Genomic DNA, 19,538 nt, shown 5'->3' with positions numbered 1-19,538 from the left:
CTATTTAAACGACTGATGAAAAAACAAGTCTACAACGTAGTTACCGTATTTCTTTCTTAGTTTAATTAAGTATTCAGGATCAATGGTATTAATATAATTAATTTTTCCTGAAACCATTGCTAAACCATCATCGTAATTACCGCCAACAAGATCTATAAATATATCTTTATCATTTATGTAAAAATGTAATAAGGATTCAATTTGTTTTTTTATTTTAATATCTACAGTTACCTTTCCCGTAGGTAATATGACCATACCCAATATTTTTATTTTATTACCTTTATGAGTAAGTTTTGTTTTTTCTTTATTTAATTGAAAGCTGTCATTAAAGAACTTATTTAAAATGTTAGATATCATTTTTTCTATATCAATTAATGAATCTTTAACTTTTGAGGAGAGAATTAGATCATCTGAATATCGGGTATATACTATATCGTTTTGGGTACAGTAATTTTCAAGCTCATTGTCAAAATCTTTTAATAAGGAATTGGTTAAAATTGGTGAGCTAGCAAAACCTACTGGTAATGTATCGTTAACCGTAACAATACTTAAAATTCTTTCTTCATATTTTTTCAGATCAGAAATAGGGGTATTATGTAAATTATTCTCTAAAATGAATTTGATATCAGCACTTTTAACATTTTTAAAAAAACCTTTTATATCTGTTTGAAAGAAAAAATTATTATCAGAATGTTTCTTTACTGCTTGATAAGTGTTGGCCCCTTTCCTATATGAATATACAACATTTTTATTTATATCTGCATATTGAAATATGTAGTTATTTAAAAACCTTAAATAACTTTGCAACTTATCAGATGCTTTTAATATTTCTTTACTTCCAATTTTTTCCCGCCCAATATTTACTTTCGTATATTCTTTTTCTTGATTAAAATGTAAAAAATCATGAAATGAAAATTTATCATGAAAATTGGATTCGAAGATTGTTTGAAGGGTATTTTTTTTAAAATTGGTATGAGTTATCTCATTCATATAGAAGTTCTTAAGAAAGAGTAGAATTATAATCGTCTAATCTAATTAAATATTGAGGTTACAACTTGCTCTATCACACATCATAAAAATTGTGTGATAGACAAGATGAAACATATCTAATTACTTTTAGAGGCTAACTCAAATGACTGGAGATACTCCTAGTCGGTCAGCGACCTTAATTTTATACTGCTTCGTATAATTAGTAAATATTAAAAATATACTTTATCCCTCCCACATGAAAGTCCTTTTCGATCAAAACAGGTCCCTTATCTTAAATTAATTAATAGCCTCAATCCTTTAAACGGGGCTATATACGCCTAAGAACATAGGCTGCAGCTTTGTAATCCTGTAGTTTTAAAAAATAAAATCTAAAATGAGCAACCTTTGAAAATTAGCACAATACGTATACACAGAGATTCCGTTACGTTTTTCTTGTTAAATCAATTCCTTTAGCAAGTAGAGGCATGGAGCGAATTATGCGACAGCATAGTGTCATGAGCAGGGCTAAGCTCTGCGCGCCCTTTGTCCGAAACTAAGTTCGGCTCCGCACAAGGATGTGCGGTCCGAACTGGTGCGTTAAAAAGGAATTAATTTAGCAAGATAAAAAAACGTTTGGAACGGCACTCACTTGCTACTTCAGACTGCGAAACTGCGTTTCGGTTCTTCATTCGCTAACACCTCTACACTGTAGCTTTGCTTGGAAAAAGTAATGTCGCCAACAAGGCGAAACCTCTGAAAGTAAGTCTAATTACCGACTAGATGAGCTGGCCGAACAGGGATATAAATCGGGCTGTTTCGTTTTTAAAAAAATATTAAAACTCGAATGAACAACCTTTGAAATGAGCACAATGCGTATACATAGAGATTCCGTTACATTTTTCTGCTGGAAAGTCTCACTTTAGCAAAGGAAATCATGGATGATTTCATTAGCGTCTGCATGCACAAGGATGTGCATTCAGACGCGGAGCGTTAAAAAGTGATACTTTTTAACAGATTTAAAAATGCTTCGGAACGGCACTTTTTGGTTACTTTTTCTTGCTGTTGAGAAAAAGTGACTCGCCGAGAGGCGAAACCTCTGCAAGGTAAGTCGAATTACCGGCCGGACGAGCTTGACGAGCAGGTACATTAAAAAGTACCTATTGAGTAAGATTAAAAACATTTCGGAACAAACCAACAATCTGCTTCGCTGATACAAGTCAAATCAATACAAACTAGAAAGCTTATAATAACTTCATGCCTTAGTTTTTAAGGTAAAGGAGTGATTCGTAATGAAAGAAGAAACCTTAATCAAACTGCTAAAAATAGCGATTACCATCGGCTTATGTTTGCTGCTGTTAGGCATTTATTTTCATATGTTTAGCGAAACCATGCAAAATCTCGGTGTCACTGGCATCATTATCAGCGCAGCTTGTATTGCAGTGGGTTTTATTTTTTCATTGCCAACCAAAATTTATTTGACCATTTTATTAATGAAACGAGAGGCAGATAATAAGCGTTAGAGGCTGTGTTTATGTTTCATTTTTATATTTCAGCTTGTAGTCAGTTAGTCACGCCCCTGCCAATTATCAGCTCAAACGGCGAAACCTTTGTTAAATAAGCCTAATTGCCGATGGGATAAGCTTGACCAAAGAGTCTCAATATAACCAGCAACAACATGGCCAAAAGAAACTCGACGTAATATGAAGGTCCATAAATACGTCGATAGTAGCCTGAAACTATTGAGTGGGAATTTTAATAATAGGCACAAATAACTCAAATTCAGAACCTGAGTTTTTAGCGCCTAAAAAGCGTTTATCGTAACGCTCAAAATTATAAAAACCGGCAGGTTGATAACCATTGTTAGGTAGCCATTCATTGAAAATATAACCATACAAGCCCCCTATTTTTGGAAGCGTAATCTCACCATTATAAGTAAATACCACATAGCGGTTTTTAGGTATCACTTTGCTTGTTAGCTCAATGCCTCTTTTTTCAGCGAGGTTAGAGTCAGACAACATTTCACAACCCGCAAGGTAGTACCATTTGGTCTTAACCTCTTTTTGGTAAGATTCAATGCCATAAGTAAAACCATCCTGACAGTTTGCGTCAATCAGATGTTTTCCATCACTTATATTTCGCCATGCCGTCGGGTAATCCCCTTTTGCTAAATTGCCATATATTTCAAAACCCGTCACAGTAAACTCAGGTAACTCGATCAGCCTTGGTTTCATCTCTTCAAACGTAACAGGTGACTTTGGTATGAGATAATAAGCGACAGATAGAGGCACAGCGATAACAAGCGCAATGATTAATGCATATTTAAATTTCAATATTTATCCTTAAGAAAGCAAGGTTTTAAAAGATCCCGTTGAAGCTTAAATTAAAAGTACACAGCACATTACAATAATAAAACATCACAAACAATCAGTTAAGTCACCTTACTTGATCTGCTTTATGAGAAAACAATTATCAGCCCTTAATACGGCTTTGCGTAAAAACAGTCAGTGCGAATATTAAGCTATTTTAGCTTTGTGAAATTACTCTGATAAATAAATAACTGATGTCCCTGAGTTGCTATAAACTCACGGTTTGTTCATTCCATAAAGTCAGCCCTATGCCTAATACTCTATTGTCCTACTTCCCGCCAAGCATGCGTTTTATGCTGCTCTCTGCTTTGGCCTTCTCACTCATGACCGCCTGTGTAAAGTTGGTCAGCACACATAATATTCCTGTATTTGAAATTGTAGCGGCCCGCGGCATTATCTCTTTGTTGATCAGTTATCTTGATATCAAGCGTAAAAAAATATCCGCATGGGGAAACAATAAAAAGCTATTAACGGCACGTGGTGTCACTGGCACATTAGCGTTGATTTGTGTGTATTACGCGGTGACTACGTTGCCGTTAGCCGAAGCGACGTTACTGCAATATACCTACCCTGTGTTTACAGCAATATTGGCATTTTTCTTCTTAAAAGAGAAAATACAACGCTCTACTTTGATATGTATCATGCTTAGTTTATTAGGCTTATTGGTCATGGTCATGCCTAATTTATCGTTATTTTCGATAGGTGAATCTAGCAGCGCCGAGGCGTTGCCTTGGTTCGGGGTTATGCTCGCTTTATTAGGCGCATTAGGCAGTGCAATCGCTTATGTGATCGTAAAACGACTTAGTAAAAGTGAAGATAGCTCAGTGATCATCTTTTATTTCCCGCTTATTGCTTTGCCGTTATCACTCATTTTATTAGGTGATGACTTTGTGATGCCAAATACTGAAGCATTAGTCTTATTAATATTCGTGGGGATTTTCACTCAAATTGGTCAGGTAGGATTAACCAAAGCCATGCAAAGTGAAGCAGCCACCAAAGTGACCGCATTTTCTTATAGTCAGGTGGTGTTCTCAATCATCTTAGGTTTTGTTATTTTTAGTGAAGTGCCTTCTATCTGGACGTTATCCGGTGGTGCATTGATTATTTTAGGCGCGCTGGTCAATATATTTGGCAGTAAAAGGAAATAGCTAAACGAGCGAATAAGTCGTTAATTAAAGAAGATCAGCAAGATAAACCCAAACGTTAAATATTAAACGTTTGGGTTTTTAGCTTTATAGCCTTTAGCTTTATGGTCAGTGATATTTAGCCATCAATAACCAATGAATAAAGCACTTGGTGTTCACTCATTTCAGGTAACCAAGCAGCTTGCTCACCGACAATAACCACTTTCCCGCGATGTTCCTGGGCATAGGTTTTTGCTTCTTCTACCGTTGCAAACCATAAGGTTGGATAACCGGCGTTTTTAAGCTCAATGCTATAGGGGAGTAATAACTCATCATGTTGTGATTTAACTTCAATGGCGCGTCTAAGCTCTTTCCAACAGGAAAAACCATTTTCAGCAGCAAGCATTTTCAAGAGGTGTTTTCGCTGGATTATCTCTGTGTTATTTTTTAATTCGGGTAGCGAAATATCCACTAAAACGTTGCTACTAAGCAAGCGGCGTAAGACAGGTAAAACACAAGTGAGTGACTCTGATTTTGTTGATTTATGCAGTTTTTTGGCTTCTAAAAGCCAAGTATTAATGACGTTATCGTGATCGATACGCATAGCATTCTCCTAAATATTTGCCTACTCGCTGTTGGCGTTAGAAAATGTTTTGGCGTATGAGCTGAAACAAAATGATAATAATTGTAATGGAAAATTGGTGAATACACTTTTGCGAGGAAGGCGTCCAACACGCCTAAAACAAGTGTACTCAGTTTTCTGACTGTTAGGTAACAATAAAATTCAACTATTTGGCTGGCCTCTCGTTTATCTCAACGAAGATCGTATTTTATTGAAGGTGAAATAATATAAAATTTTTGCAACCAACCCAATTTTAATTTCAGTGGTCGAATAAGTCAGTTTGTCTGTAGCCACACGTGGCTGAAATATCACTAAATCTACTAACTAGTAAACGAGTGACCTTATTAGATTGTATTTAAACGTAAAAATCACACCGGACGACGTATAAATTAAACTTAATCGAGGCCGTGTTTGTTATTCGATATGGTATTTTCAATTTCTTTGCAGGTATTGAACAAAATAGCATTTATTTACGTTTTAATATCTTGGCGCTTCGTCGTCTCTGGCTTTTTTGTGATTGCCGATTAAAGAGCTTAGCGCATCCCAAGCGGGCACTTATACTACATTATCAATAGAGCGGTGGTAACCATATTCAAGGCTGGTTGCCAGTAACAATTGAAAAACATCAATTTTTTATAGGCTTGCATTTCTAATATCGAACATTGAGAGTTAACTCGTTTTATTTAAGATATAGGCACCTTAATCAAACGAAGTAGCTCTCAGTTTTACAAGATGAAACTTCAGGTCAAGCCGAGACTAATATAATTAAAAGTCGAAGATTCTTTACGACTAACGATTATTCCATTCTGATTGCCATGGGGTGGTTTTCATTTAATTGAACTAAGTCCCAAAGGTTACCATACAAGTCCTCAAAAACGGCGACGGTCCCATAATCTTGTTCTTGGGGTGGTCTAACAAATATAATGTCTTCAGATATCATTCGATTATAATCACGCCAAAAGTCATCTGTATTTAAGAAAAGAAAAACTCGCCCTCCAGATTGGTTACCGATAAAGTCATGCTGCTCTGGTTTTGATGCCCTTGCTAATAGCAACGTAACTCCTTTTGAGCCAGGAGGCGCAACAACAACCCAACGTTTATTCTGTTCTGGTTGAGCGGTATCTTCTAGCAACTCAAACTTCAACTTATTTACGTAGAAATCAATAGCTTCATCATAGTCTTTTACTACTAAAGCAATATGAAATATCGACTGTTTCATCATTATTATCCTTTTATATATTCTGCTTTTGGGGAGGGATTGATATCCCCCTTAACAAGTTACAAACTGTATTTTAACTTCTTGTTGAAGGTGAAAATCTACTCATTATTTACCAGCACTATCATGGAGAAGCACTATCATAAATTGATAAGCTTTATAAAAATGAGTCAAACATTTTAAATGAGGATAAATACAAATTGATTTTTAAAAAAGGACAAGTGAGCACAAGTTGAATCTAATTAATCAGATTACAAATATCAGTCAACGATTTTTTAAGTTTGCTTTTACTTCCTAAATCATTGGAGCTAAGTCAATATAGTCAGATCAAGTCAGTTACATTTATTCAATAACTGAATGTCGAAAACTAAGTTAAAAAACTAATAGGTAGTAGTACAATAAATTGTAACTAACTGATATTTTTATTAATAACTCTATTGGAGGGTAGCCATGCCTGAAGCTCATTATGTTTTTTAGAATTTCAGTAAAGACAGTAAACTTCGTTTTTTAGTCCGATATAGTCCCCCCTTTGAATGGGTACATCAATTCCTGACTTTAATGAAACATTTTATTTTTGTGAGGGTTAGATAATTATAATAATGGCAATGTAACATAAACATAACTAGGTGAGATGATGGATGTTGAAGTTGAAAGTTTGATTAAAACCCTACCAGAACGATTAAAAAAAGGACCAATTGTTTACTTAAAAAAGGACTCTGTTGTTTTTTATAAAGGAGCAGTGACAACACACGCATACTTTGTATTAAGCGGACATATAACAGTCCAAAATCCCCATAGTAACGGAAATATTTATTTGATAACGGATATGCCTGTTGGTTCTTTTTTATGTGATCTAGAAATCATGTCAGGAGAGTTAATTAATGCGACGACTCTTGTTGCTCAAACAGATTGCATGCTTCTTAAATTTACAGCATCTGATTTTTTGAATGCGCTAAAGCTTGATAGTGAATTCTTATTTTTTACATCACAGCAGTTAGCCCAAAAAATGTACAAAGAATGCTATCGATTGGGAGATAACTTATTTACCAATGGTCTCGATAAATTGAAAAATTATTTAGTGAATAGTTATTGTGAAAAAGGGAGTAATAGCGAATTAATTATACGAAAAACACGACAAGTTATTGCGAACGAAGTGGGAGTCAGTGAGAAAACCATCAATCGAAATGTAAAACATCTTGTGGATCAAAAACTTTTAGAAATATACAAAGGAAAAATTTGCATCAAACAACTGCATTATGAATCTCTATTAAAACAGATTGATAATTGATCAGTTTATAGAGTTCATGAAATACTGACTTGATTAGTTTGTCACTTTATAGAAAAGATAGTCAATATGATTGATGTCCACTTCAGAAAAATAGGCCTCTCACGGTGGTCAATAAGTTCGAATAGGGTCTTACAAAACCTAATGATGGAGCTAAAAATATCCAATAATATTCTAGTGTATCTAACAATATGACCACTTGCTATCAAGTGATCATCCACATTTCACAACGCTCTTATTTGCTTAATACAATTATAGATTAACAACCACTATCAAAAACAATTGCAAGGTAACTTTCAATACGACTCAGGTTAAAATCGTGATGAAGTGCATTAACGATGAACAATATATTTACGTTAGTAACGCTCGATTACTACGCAATTTTACACGATGTTCCTGGGCATAGGTTTGTGCTTCTTCTACCGTTGCAAACCATAAGCTTGGATAACCGGCGTTTTTAAGCTCAATGCTACAGGGAAGTAGTAATTCATCATGTTGTGATTTAACTTCAATAGCGCGTCTAAGCTCTTTCCAGCAGGAAAAACCATTTTCAGCAGCGAGCATTTGTAAGAGGTGTTTTCGCTGGATTATCTCTATCTTATTTTGTTGATTTATGCAGTTTTTTGGCTTCTAAAAGCCAAGTATTTATGACGTGATCGATACGCATAGCATTCTCCTAAATATTTGCTTACTCACTGTTGGCGTTAGAAAATGTTTTGCGTATGAGCTGAAACAAAATGGTAAGAATTGTAATGGTAAATTGGTGAGTACACTTTTTCGAGCAAGGCGTCCAACAATGTCAATGATATTTATTTTAAGCATTTGACAGGGACTAGCTCATTCATCACAATCAAGATTACACTTATGGAGCAGGTAATATGCAAGGTTTTGGCGCAATCCCTATTTTTGTAGCGGTGATCGAGCAAGGTGGATTCTCAGCGGCAGCACGTTTTTTAGGTATTACTAAATCAGCAGTAAGTAAACGTGTAACGCAATTAGAAGAAGAACTTGGTGAAAAGCTACTACATCGTACCACTCGAAAATTAAGTTTAACGGAAGCGGGAGAACATTATTTTTCTTATGCTGTGAAGGCTAATCAAGCAGCAAAAGATGCACATGATGCTGTGGCACAATTACAAGGTGAACCGCGAGGACGATTACGCATTAGCTCCCCCATGTCTTTTGGCCGCTTGCATGTGGCGCCATTTATCCCTGAGTTTTTAAAACGTTACCCCAAAATTAGCATTGACCTAGTCATGGATGACAAAGTAGTTGATCTAGTCGGTGGCGGTTTTGATATCGCGATTCGCACCGGAAAACTGGCTAATTCAGCACTATTTGCGCGTAAACTCGCTCCTTTTAATAGCGTATTATGTGCATCCCCCGCTTATTTAAAAGAGTGTGGTTCTCCCAGCACATTGGAACAACTAAAAGATCATAACTGCTTATTGTTTAGCTACTCTGATGATATTAAATATTGGACCTTTATTGATGCCGAAAAAAAGCATGAAATAGAGATCACGGGCAACTATCAAGCGAATAACAGTGAGGCCTTACACGATGCTATTTTACAAGGCCTTGGCATTGGACGACTGCCTACTTTTGTTGCTGGCCCGGATATCAAATCAGGTAAACTGGTACAGCTATTTCCTGAATACAAGATGGCACAAAATACCTTTTATGCGGTGTTTCTAGAACGCCAATATATGCCCGCTAAAGTGCGTGTTTTTTTAGATTTTTCTATCGATTATTTTGGTGGCACGCTTCCCTACTGGGACTTGGACGATTAACCTACCCGCTACTAACTAGCGGCGTCCCTCATTCCCAACCCACTGTTTCCTTAAGCTCAACAATAGGTTGCTATAAAGTGAGGTTATCATCTTTATTATAATCCGTTAAGCTATCAATCAATCGCTAAACTAAGCAACGACAAACAGCTAGCTACTTATAGATAAGGATTATCATGGACTTTTTTACTACTCTTCAACTACGACGCGCCGTTAAACATTACGATAATAAAGCAACAATGCCAGCCCAAGACTTTGAGAAATTAATGGATTCTGTATTGTTATCCCCTACCTCTTATAATATTCAAAACTGGCGCTTTGTACGTATCAGCGACAAACACAAGCGATTAAGACTAAAGCAAGCAGCTTGGGGTCAACAACAGGTTGAAGACGCCAGTGAAGTGTTAATTTTATGTGCTGATAGCCAAGCTTGGTCAGATAGACCTGAACGGTATTGGGCAAATACCGAGAGTAGTGTACAAGAGATGATTTTACCTATGATTGAATCTTTTTATACGGGTAAAAAGCAAACTCAGCGCGATGAAACAATGCGCTCCTGTGGCATGGCAGCGCAAACACTGATGCTTTCTGCAAAGGCATTAGGTTATGATTCCTGCCCAATGATAGAGTTTGATAATGAACAGGTTGCCAATATTATTAATCTACCCGAGCACCATGTTATCTGCATGATGATTGTTATTGGTAAAGCACTAAAACCCGCCAATCCGCGAGCAGGTCAACTACCCGTAAACGAAGTATTATTTGAAAATTCATTTTAATCATTCATATTTTAAAACAAGGTAGCAGGAGTACAGATGAATATATTATTAGCCATGCTAGTCGCCTTTTTATGGGGCACGACTTATGCCGTCACACAATATAGCCTTGAAGCATGGCCTCCTTTACTATTAGGCGCACTGCGTGCCTTACCTGCGGGGTTATTATTGCTTGCTATTAAACCCAATTTTCCAGAGAGAAAACATTGGTCTGTATTAATACGCTTAGGGGCAATTAATATCGCCTTGTTCTTTAGCCTTTTATTTGTCATGGCACATACACTACCTTCGGCAATTTCAGGTGTCGGTATGACCTCATTACCAGCCTTTGCGATGTTCTATTATTGGATTTTTTATAAAAAACGCCCGAGCATCAATCAGATGTTATCGGGTGCGTTACTAATATTACTTGCTTGGTTATTATTTGACCCAAGTAGTATTACATTGAATCCAATTGGTTTAATCGCAATGGTCAGTGCAATTAGTTGTGTTGTTATTGGCAGTAGCGTCACTAAAGCATTAGGTGGAAAAATACACTGGTGGCCGGTGTTATGTTGGCAGCTCATTATTGGAGGGACGATATTAACACTGCTTGCTAGTGTGCAGGCACTGATTTCACCTGCCCCTTATGTCGCAGCAGCAACAAATTTTAGTTTATTAAATGGCTTGGGATTACTGTGGCTTATTTTATTAAATACCGTGGTAGCCTATAGCTTATACGTTTGGTTATTAAGTCGCATGACAGTCGTGGAGTTTTCATTTGGTAGCATTAGCAATCCCGTGGCAGGTATTTTAATGGGGCTGATGCTAATGAATGAGACGTTTAATACTTATCAATATAGCTTAATGGCATTGATGATTTTAACTTCATTGTTATCACCACTTATTAGCAAGTATTACTATCGCGCTAAAATAAAAAGTTAAAATGATATGATTCATAGCCCACATAATGAGTGGGCTAAATATGTGCTAGCAATGTAAATAATACAGCTAATAGCTCATCTATTTACGCTTTACTGATTTATGGATTTGTTTCGTGTTGCACTTCATAGGAGGCAAAGTATTTGTTTTTTATCTGCTCTAATTTACCCGACTTATCTAACTCTGTTAATGCACGACTTAATTTCATCGCAAGGGTAGGATTTTTTTGCTTTGCCACACCTAAATACAATTCGACACTTTTTTCAGGCTGATAAGTCGCTTTTACCAGTTTCCCCCATAAGCCTTGTCTGGTTATCTCATAATCGACTTGGCAATCGGTGCCAATAAAAACATCCAAGCGCCCTTTTTGTGCCATTTTCAATAATTGTGTTTCAGTCGAAACAGGATCTCGGCGAATCTTACTGTCTGAATTAAAAGGTTCAAAATAAGCAGAGTTGAGCACATAACCAATTTTATATTGATAGAGATCTTTATAACTGAGAATATCCTTATGAAGCGATCTTTGCATATAAAAAGCAGGCTTGCAGACGAAGTAGGGAAAAGGGATATAGTTGATGTATGAGGCGCGTTTGTCGGTATATGCAAGCCCTGTCATCATATCAACTTTATGTTGTTTTAATTGCTTTAAAGCACGTGCCCAAGGATAGCGTTTCACGTCAAAAGTTAAATCGGTGATCTCAGAAATAGACTGTAAAAGATCAATATCAAAACCTTCAAATGTCTTAGATTTTGTGGCTATTCTAAAAGGCGGCCATTCATCCGTTGCGACGGTTATGCGAGTCTCTGACTTAGCTGAATTTGATGAGGTGAGTGCTTCTTTTGAGGATAAAGGATTAGGATCTACGTAATACTCGGCAACGGCGCTTCCGATATAAAAAACAGATAAAACCACACTAAAAATGGCTAGCCACATATTTCTTTTTTGCATAAATGCCCTTGCTCCCTCTAATATCAATGTTCTTAAACACTAATAACAGACAAGCTGGCGTGAAATTGTCGCTTTTATTTTAAGGTTACTGATTAAAAGGAGTTAATCGGGTATTTTAAATCAATCCGTTAGTGGACTTTTTCCATCCATTATTGAGATAAAAATAACAGGCTAAAGTGGCAGAATGCGTTAAACTAATATTACTTAAGTCGTTTTTTGGCGCATTTACAGATGCCTTTTTCTAAGGCAGGGCAACGCTTACACGCTGGAGATTTCAAAGGTGTGTTCAAAAAAGAGATGTCAATTTTATGGTTACTCTTTTTTAATAATTTTGACAGGTCGATATTGTCTTTCGACTTATCTTTTTTAAACCTTTTTAACGGTTTTTCTACGCCCACTGACTTTACTCATTTTTGAAATCAGTCAATAACTTACCACAATTGATAATGAAAGTAATTATCAATTGCATTTAGAGGTGTAAATTATTTTTAACGAGAATGTGACTTCACCTTGTAAGCACAGCGTCTTGCGCCATCAATGATATGCTCTTCACGAGAAATACTCGCTAAATCAACAAATAACGATTGGAAGATCTCTAATTCTGAACGACAAAAATTAGCGCATTCAGTGGCGGCAGCACAAATAGGGCAATGATTTTCCAAAAACCACCAGCAAGTATTTTGGGGCTCTGGGTTTACTTCACTCTGCGCATCGATTTTTGGCTCTTCTCTGATTTCAATCGAGGCCATATAACCTTCTGCACTGCGTAATTCCACCAGCTTATTAAGGCGTTGTTCAATACTATTTAAACCAGACATCGCATGCTGATAACTTTTGAGCATGGTTTCTTCGCGTTTACTAATGAGTTTATCTAACCCCTGCTCACCAAACACTTCCCGTACCGATATTAATAATTGTACGGTTAACTCTTCATGCCTGTCTTCAAAATGGCTATTAGCTTTTTCAGTCAGCTTCCAAAAGCGTGTTGGTCGCCCTCTGGCCGCTTTTTGATCATAAAAACTAAGCTCTTGCGCCTCTTCTAATAACAATAAATGCTGACGTACACCCATAGTTGTCATCTTTAACTGCTCAGAGAGTTGCTTGGCGGTCATTGCCCCGTTCTCTTTCAATAATTGAAAGATTTTTTCGGTGGTCTTTTGTCGGTTTTTTTCATGTTTATTCATAAGCTGATTATTGCTTACTTAAAAATTAAGTAAAGTTTTATCTTTACATAATTAAGTAAAGCGTTTACTTTACTTAATAACGAAACGAAAGCAGACACGATAAGGGAATATGATGAAATTATTAGTGATTAGCGGCAGCCACCGAAAAAACTCACAAACCGCGAAAGTGGCAAAATATATCAACAACAATAAAAACAGTTTCGCAGAAAGCAAACACATTGATTTATGTGAATTAGATTTACCCTTCTGGGATGCGATGTCTGACTACAAAGCAGATAGCCCCGTTTGGCATGATGTAGCAGCGCAGATTAATGAGGCGGATGCATTGATTTTAATGACCCCTGAATGGGCAGGCACTGCCTCACCGTTAATTAAGAATTTATTATTGATGAGTGATTTAGCCGATACCGCGCACAAACCCGTGATGTTAGTGGGCACCAGTAGTGGTATCAGCGGTGCTTATCCGGTGGCTGAATTACGTATGAACGCGTTAAAAAACACTAAATTAATCCCTGTGCCAGACTATTTAATAGTGCGTTATATCGACCAAGTATTAAATATGGAACAAGCGGTAGATGAACATGATGAGAGTTTACGCCAGCGTATAAGCTACTGTTTAGAGATGTTAAACAGTTATGCGCAAGCGATGTTACCAGTAAGAGCGCAGTTCAAGGCACAACACCAGCAACTGCAAAGTAAGTATGCCTACGGAATGTAAGCTAAAAGCTGATAGCTGATAGCTGATAGCTGATAGCTGATAGCTGATAGCTGATAGCTGATAGCTGATAGCTGAAAACCACACCACAATAACCAAAGCTATAACGTGAAAATAAAGAAGGAATAAATGATGATCAGATTAGAACATATTAATATCGTGATAAAAGACATTCAACGTAGTTTAACCTTTTACCAAGCGGCCTTTCCAGAATGGAAAGTAAGGGATTCAGGGGAAAGTGAATGGTTTGGCGTACAACGCAATTGGTGCCATTTTGGTGATGATACTAGTTACCTTACTTTTAATGACGATGCAGATAGCATCGCCAGAGATCACCACGGTCACCAAGCCGGTATTTCTCACCTTGGATTTGAAAGCAGTGATCTTGAAGCGCTAAAAAGTCGTTTAGCGGAGGCCGGTTTTACCCCGCATACTGTTGGAAATCAGCATCCTTTTCGCCATAATCACTATTATTACGATCCCGATGGCATTGAAGTAGAGTTCGTACAATATTTTAGTGACAACGTAAGTGAGCGTAATTCTATGCTGTAAGTCGCAACTATCGGTAGCAAAAAATGCATTGTGATAAGATGTATTTTTTCTTTTCAATCATGTACTACAATGCTGTTAATCTGCATTTATAGTCATGATTGATGTGACTTATAACAAGTTAACATTGCTTGTGTATTTCATCTATACGAGAATAAATGCTACCGAATACTTAAATACCCGTTACCAATCAAAGTGCTTTATTCAGTCGTCAGCTCGGACACTAAGGCAAGGCGCAGTGTGATGACCTTACGAGAGATTAACAAAAAGACGTTAATCCTCTACCGGTATGATTAAAATAAAGACTTTAATCATTAAATGGCTAGCCCTTATCGAACACTGTAACGCTGAATTACCATGGTTTCATAAGAACCGAGCTGAAGACCCAGAGGGCAAGCTTTGAGGCAAACATATTCGTTGTTAGAAAGTATCGATTGAACTAGTTATACCTTCAACTTTCTGCCTAGAACCTGTTCACCTCATAGCTTGCTGAATTTTGCACATTGAATGATAACGGGTATAAACAACGCAGCCTCAAGGAATTACCATGCAAGTTCAAGTTGTCAACTATCAAGCCAAAAATGCACCTCAACTTTTTGTTGAATCACTGCGTGAAACAGGCTTTGCCGTACTGGTTAATCACCCAATTCAAAAACAATTAGTGCAATCAATTTACGATAATTGGTATCACTTTTTCTGTACCGATGAAAAGCATGATTTTACCTTTGATCCTAAAAAACAAGATGGCTATTTTTCTCCAGATATCTCGGAGACGGCTAAAGGGGCGACTAAAAAAGATTTAAAAGAGTATTACCATGTTTACCCTTGGGGACGTATACCCGCGCAGTTAGAAGAAGAGATCCTCAGTTATTATAAAAAAGCATCAATACTCGCAGAAGAGTTATTAACTTGGGTTGAAGAAAACTCATCAGCTGAAGTGGCCGCTAATTACCGTGAACCGTTAGCTAAAATGATTCAAGATACGCCTAATACTTTATTACGAATTTTGCATTACCCACCTATTGCTGATGATGCAGATCCCGATGCGATTCGTGCAGCCGCTCATGAAGACATTAACTTATTAACTATTCTACCGGCGTCTAATGAACCTGGCCTGCAAGTATTAAACAAATCAGGAGAGTGGTTAGATGTACCCTGTGAGTTTGGCTATTTAGTAATTAATACTGGCGATATGTTGCAAGAGGCATCTAATGGATACTTTCCATCAACAACACACAGAGTGATTAACCCATCGGGTGAACGTGTGAATAAATCACGTATCTCATTACCGCTATTTTTGCACCCTCGCTCAGAAGTACAGTTATCTGAACGACACACACAAAACAGTTATTTATTAGAGCGCTTAAGAGAGTTGGGTGTTATTTAGGTACAGTTATTAGCTTTCAGCTTTTAGTCAGTTCAAAAACTAAGATCTTTTTCTTGGTGCCTATTTGTCGCGCAGTGCCATTATTTTAAAGTGGGTAAGCACTTAAATAGATGATACAAAAATGCGACGTGGATAATCACTTATCCACGTCGCTTAATATCTTTAATGATTCATACTGACTAGCATAAATTTATAAAATAGCTTCTACTTCTTTCTTCAAACAATCAGACCAAACACCGACTTGTACTTGACCGATATGTTGTTTTTGTAGCAATAACATTGCAAGACGTGACTGACCTATACCGCCACCAATTGTTTGTGGAAGCTTTGAACCGACTAACATTTTGTGCCAATCCATCTGTAAACGCTCTTCATCACCAGTGATTTTCAGCTGTGCTTTAAGTGATTCAGGGCTAACACGGATACCCATTGAAGAAATTTCGAATACGTCTTCAAGAATTGGGTTCCATACTAAAATATCACCGTTTAGACCTGCGTATTTATCACATGTTGGTGTTGACCAATCATCGTAATCTGGTGCACGTACATCATGGAAATCACCGTGAGAGAGTTGACCACCGATACCGATTAAGAATACTGAACCAAACTCTTTAACGGCTTCACGCTCACGGGCTTTACCGTCTAAACCAGGGTACTTTTCAACTAAATCTTGTGAGTAAACAAAGGTAATATCTTCAGCAAGAAATGGCTTTAAACCGTATAGTTTATCGATTTGTAACTCAGTTTCTTTAATCGCGCTGTATAACGTGGTTACCGTTGACTTTAAAAAGTCCAAAGAACGTTCAGTACTTTCACAGATTACTTTTTCCCAATCCCATTGGTCTACAAAAATAGAGTGAATTGGGCTTAGTTTTTCTTCGTCTGGACGTAATGCTTTCATGTGTGTGTAAAGACCTTGGCCTACCGCAAAGCCATGCTCACCTAAGGTTTTACGTTTCCATTTAGCAAGTGAATGTACCACTTCAAAATCTTGGTCTGATGCAGGTAGAGATTTAACTTTTACTGCTACCGCTTGTTCATGACCGCTTAAGCTATCTTGGATACCATCGCCAACTTTAGCCAGAATAGGTGCTTGAACTTCAATCAGTCCTAATTTCTCTTCAAGTTGCATTGAGAAAAGTTGTTTTGCTTTACTGATTTGCTGTTGGCTTAAAATGTATTCTGCGCTCATGGTAAATCCCTTTTAATAATTAGTTTTAGTTTGTGCAAGTATATTCAACGAAATAACAACTAATTACAACAACCCATACCATAAATAGCTTTACATAATTGTAATCGACAATACAATTACGATTAATCGTAATATTCCATAAAAATAGGCGTGATATATGAGTGAAAATTATCAGATCGATAATCTCGATAAAAGCATATTGGCAGCATTAACTGAAAATGCGCGTATTGCTTACGCAGAATTGGCTAAAAACTTCTCAGTAAGCGCAGGCACAATCCATGTACGTATCGAAAAAATGAAACAGGCAGGCATTATAGAAGGCACCAAAGTCGTCTTAAATGAAAAGGCCTTGGGTTACGACGTGTGCTGTTTTATTGGGATTAACTTAAAACACGCCAAAGATTACGCGGACACCATCGAAAAACTACGTTCATTAGATGAAGTCGTCGAAGCCTATTACACTACGGGTAACTACAGCATTTTTATCAAACTAATGACCCGCTCGATTGATCATCTACAAATGACCTTAATCAATAAGGTACAAGCGATCGAAGCCATTCAATCTACCGAAACGCTTATTTCACTGCAAAATCCGATTAATAGAGATGTATTGCCGTAGGGAAAACAAGCGGTCAGTTTTTAGCTGTCAGCTATCAGTAAGGTCAAAATAAGCGGTCAGTTTTTAGCTGTCAGCTATCAGTAAGGTCAAAACAAGCCGTCAGTTTTTAGCTGTCAGCTATCAGTAAGGTCAAAATAAGCGGTCAGTTTTTAGCTGTCAGCTATCAGTAAGGTAAAAAATTAAAACCTAAACTCTATAAGCTTTTAATGTTTTCTTCGCGTTCTCTGTGTAGCGCAGCGGCTTCGTGGTGATTTATCTTTTTGCACATTTAAAATCAAAAGCAATTAACCACGAAGGCACGAAGTTAAAAGAAGGGAAATTAAAAACCACCCTATTTTGTGTTTTCTTCGTGTCCTCTGTGTAGCGCAGCGGCTTCGTGGTGATTTCATTTTGATCTTACGGTTTAGCTTCGTTTTGAGGCCCTGTATGCTGACGGGCTTTGTCCCACTAGGGTTTTAAAACGACGACTAAAATTGGCTAAATCTTTAAAGCCGACCTGCAATGCAACATCGTTGATTGACCAGTTTTGTGACTCAAGTGTTTGCTTAGCGCGCTCAATGCGTAAGGTTTGTAAATGTTGCATTGGGCTTTTACCTAACCATTGATTGGTTAAACGGTATAAATGCGCAGGAGAGCAGAATATCAATGCAGCCATTTGCTCTACATTCCAATTTTTATGCAGTTGTTGACTCAACAGGTAAGTGAAATGTTGCAAGCGCATTTGCACAGCTGACACTTGTGTTTTTCTGTGCAGGCTCTGTTCAACAATATGTTGCAGTTGATCCACCAGCATTTTCTCTAATGCTTGATCATCAAACTGACTATATTGCATATTCAGCAATAACGACTCTATAGTGTGGCGTAAGACCCCTGCGTAATTTGTCGTTTGCAGATAAACGCCACTTTCTTTAAGTGAAGGCCATTTTAGTTTTGCATCCAACATCACCCAAGCAATAGACCAATGATCGCCATTTAAATCGAAACCATTCATTTGCCCTGCAGGCACAATAATCAGCGACCCAGCTTCCAACTGAAAACTTTCATTAGGCGTATGCAAAATACCTTCACCATGCGTGGTGAATAACATCATATGAAAATCAGGGTCTTGGCGATACATACTGAACTTCTCAGCTGCATCACAATAACCCGCTTGAATATAACCTAATGTCGATAACGTCGATTGATCTGCTTTATTAAACATCTGCTGTTTACAAAGGCTCGATACATCACATAATTCTGGCCACTCTTGCATATATATACCTCACAATTTTGTTCTATTTAACCATGATAGTTTAAGACAAATCTTTAACATGTCGCAACAAGTTTTATTAAAAAAAAGGCATACACTACAAAGATAATAACGTGGCACTCAGGCCCGTTAATAAACATTAATAAAGTGAGAGATATATGGAAAAATGGTTAGCATCAACAGGAAAACCTTTCTGGTCTAAATTTTTTAATTTGGCACTGCCTGTATCACTGCAATCAATGATGTTTGCAGCCCTAGGCATGTTTGATGTAATCATGGTTGCAACCCTTGGTAATGCCGAGGTTGCGGCTGTTGGATTAGGCGGTAAGGTCTTCTTTTTTAACCTGTTGGCTGTGTTTGGTATTTCCGGTGCTATCAACATTCTTGGCGCACAATATTATGGTGCAGGCGAGTCTGGTGGCATCCGTAAAATATTGATTCAATCAATCACTTGGGCTTTGCTCATTAATGTTGTTTTTGCTCTTTTTTATACTTTAAACCCCAGTTTCTTTGTCACGCTTTCCAGCCAAGATCCACAGTTGATTGAACTGGGTGCGACTTATCTACAAATAACTGGATGGACGATTCTGATCACGGCGATCATTGTGCCTTTAGAAGGTGCATTACG

At 37.3% G+C, this 19,538-nt stretch carries 20 protein-coding genes; 11 read left to right on the top strand and 9 right to left on the bottom strand.

The genetic code is table 11. From position 1 onward, the window contains the following. Entirely contained in the window at nt 1-990 is a 990-nt protein-coding gene (locus tag CXF74_RS13195; protein WP_101082929.1) for a reverse transcriptase domain-containing protein, read from the bottom strand. A gap of 1,268 nt (nt 991-2,258) precedes the next feature. Here CXF74_RS13195 and CXF74_RS13190 point away from each other — a divergent pair. Next, nucleotides 2,259-2,489: a hypothetical protein gene (locus tag CXF74_RS13190; protein ID WP_101082927.1), complete on the top strand. Its 231-nt coding sequence runs from the start codon at nt 2,259-2,261 to the stop codon at nt 2,487-2,489. Between the two features lie 216 nt (nt 2,490-2,705). Here the strand turns inward: CXF74_RS13190 and CXF74_RS13185 are convergent, their stop codons facing one another. Continuing rightward, the gene (locus CXF74_RS13185; protein ID WP_101082925.1) at nt 2,706-3,299 is read right to left on the bottom strand and encodes a GyrI-like domain-containing protein; all 594 of its coding nucleotides are present in this window, start codon (nt 3,297-3,299) and stop codon (nt 2,706-2,708) included. Between the two features lie 284 nt (nt 3,300-3,583). Between CXF74_RS13185 and CXF74_RS13180 the strand changes: the two genes are divergently transcribed. Further along, nucleotides 3,584-4,483: a DMT family transporter gene (locus CXF74_RS13180; RefSeq protein WP_101082923.1), complete on the top strand. Its 900-nt coding sequence runs from the start codon at nt 3,584-3,586 to the stop codon at nt 4,481-4,483. 115 nt (nt 4,484-4,598) lie between these two features. Here CXF74_RS13180 and CXF74_RS13175 read toward each other — a convergent pair whose 3' ends face one another. Beyond that, nucleotides 4,599-5,063 (bottom strand): hypothetical protein, encoded by a 465-nt coding sequence (locus tag CXF74_RS13175; protein WP_101082921.1) that lies wholly within the window; start codon nt 5,061-5,063, stop codon nt 4,599-4,601. Nucleotides 5,064-5,877: 814 nt separating this feature from the next. Beyond that, nucleotides 5,878-6,300 (bottom strand): VOC family protein, encoded by a 423-nt coding sequence (locus CXF74_RS13170; protein ID WP_101082919.1) that lies wholly within the window; start codon nt 6,298-6,300, stop codon nt 5,878-5,880. A gap of 631 nt (nt 6,301-6,931) precedes the next feature. Between CXF74_RS13170 and CXF74_RS13165 the strand changes: the two genes are divergently transcribed. Next, nucleotides 6,932-7,585, top strand: a complete 654-nt coding sequence (locus CXF74_RS13165; protein WP_198552851.1) for a Crp/Fnr family transcriptional regulator — start codon at nt 6,932-6,934, stop codon at nt 7,583-7,585. 348 nt (nt 7,586-7,933) lie between these two features. On the opposite strand, the gene CXF74_RS13160 is transcribed toward CXF74_RS13165, so the two are convergent. After that, a complete protein-coding gene (locus CXF74_RS13160; protein WP_101082914.1) occupies nt 7,934-8,146 on the bottom strand; it encodes a hypothetical protein in 213 nt (70 codons plus the stop codon). Between the two features lie 314 nt (nt 8,147-8,460). Between CXF74_RS13160 and CXF74_RS13155 the strand changes: the two genes are divergently transcribed. From CXF74_RS13155 to CXF74_RS13145, 3 genes are all read left to right on the top strand, one after another. After that, nucleotides 8,461-9,372, top strand: a complete 912-nt coding sequence (locus tag CXF74_RS13155) for a LysR family transcriptional regulator (protein WP_101082912.1) — start codon at nt 8,461-8,463, stop codon at nt 9,370-9,372. Between the two features lie 173 nt (nt 9,373-9,545). Beyond that, nucleotides 9,546-10,148, top strand: coding sequence for a nitroreductase family protein (locus CXF74_RS13150; protein WP_101082910.1), 603 nt, complete (start codon nt 9,546-9,548; stop codon nt 10,146-10,148). A 36-nt stretch (nt 10,149-10,184) separates the two neighbouring features. Continuing rightward, nucleotides 10,185-11,069, top strand: coding sequence for a DMT family transporter (locus CXF74_RS13145; protein WP_101082908.1), 885 nt, complete (start codon nt 10,185-10,187; stop codon nt 11,067-11,069). Between the two features lie 97 nt (nt 11,070-11,166). Here the strand turns inward: CXF74_RS13145 and CXF74_RS13140 are convergent, their stop codons facing one another. Further along, nucleotides 11,167-12,015 (bottom strand): substrate-binding periplasmic protein, encoded by an 849-nt coding sequence (locus tag CXF74_RS13140; protein WP_101082906.1) that lies wholly within the window; start codon nt 12,013-12,015, stop codon nt 11,167-11,169. A gap of 488 nt (nt 12,016-12,503) precedes the next feature. After that, nucleotides 12,504-13,199, bottom strand: a complete 696-nt coding sequence (locus tag CXF74_RS13130) for a helix-turn-helix transcriptional regulator (RefSeq protein WP_101082902.1) — start codon at nt 13,197-13,199, stop codon at nt 12,504-12,506. 112 nt (nt 13,200-13,311) lie between these two features. On the opposite strand from CXF74_RS13130, the gene CXF74_RS13125 reads away from it, so the two are divergent. From CXF74_RS13125 to CXF74_RS13115, 3 genes are all read left to right on the top strand, one after another. Next, nucleotides 13,312-13,917: an NADPH-dependent FMN reductase gene (locus tag CXF74_RS13125; RefSeq protein ID WP_101082900.1), complete on the top strand. Its 606-nt coding sequence runs from the start codon at nt 13,312-13,314 to the stop codon at nt 13,915-13,917. A gap of 126 nt (nt 13,918-14,043) precedes the next feature. Continuing rightward, the gene (locus CXF74_RS13120; protein WP_332870273.1) at nt 14,044-14,466 is read left to right on the top strand and encodes a VOC family protein; all 423 of its coding nucleotides are present in this window, start codon (nt 14,044-14,046) and stop codon (nt 14,464-14,466) included. 544 nt (nt 14,467-15,010) lie between these two features. Then, entirely contained in the window at nt 15,011-15,850 is an 840-nt protein-coding gene (locus CXF74_RS13115) for an isopenicillin N synthase family dioxygenase (protein WP_101082896.1), read from the top strand. A 190-nt stretch (nt 15,851-16,040) separates the two neighbouring features. On the opposite strand, the gene asnA is transcribed toward CXF74_RS13115, so the two are convergent. Then, nucleotides 16,041-17,042: an aspartate--ammonia ligase gene (asnA, locus tag CXF74_RS13110; RefSeq protein WP_101082894.1), complete on the bottom strand. Its 1,002-nt coding sequence runs from the start codon at nt 17,040-17,042 to the stop codon at nt 16,041-16,043. A 157-nt stretch (nt 17,043-17,199) separates the two neighbouring features. Between asnA and asnC the strand changes: the two genes are divergently transcribed. Continuing rightward, a complete protein-coding gene (asnC, locus tag CXF74_RS13105; RefSeq protein WP_101082892.1) occupies nt 17,200-17,661 on the top strand; it encodes a transcriptional regulator AsnC in 462 nt (153 codons plus the stop codon). 403 nt (nt 17,662-18,064) lie between these two features. Here the strand turns inward: asnC and CXF74_RS13100 are convergent, their stop codons facing one another. Beyond that, on the bottom strand, nt 18,065-18,913 hold the full coding sequence (locus tag CXF74_RS13100) for an AraC family transcriptional regulator (protein WP_101082890.1): 849 nt from the start codon (nt 18,911-18,913) through the stop codon (nt 18,065-18,067). A 155-nt stretch (nt 18,914-19,068) separates the two neighbouring features. Between CXF74_RS13100 and CXF74_RS13095 the strand changes: the two genes are divergently transcribed. Continuing rightward, a partial coding sequence (locus CXF74_RS13095; RefSeq protein WP_269800773.1) for an MATE family efflux transporter occupies nt 19,069-19,538 on the top strand: 470 nt, incomplete at its 3' end.

It is taken from the genome of Psychromonas sp. Urea-02u-13, assembly GCF_002835995.1.
In the GTDB taxonomy this organism is placed as follows: Bacteria; Pseudomonadota; Gammaproteobacteria; order Enterobacterales; family Psychromonadaceae; genus Psychromonas.
The sequence above is the reverse complement of the archived record's forward strand: the minus strand, read 5'-3'. Positions and strand labels throughout refer to the sequence as shown.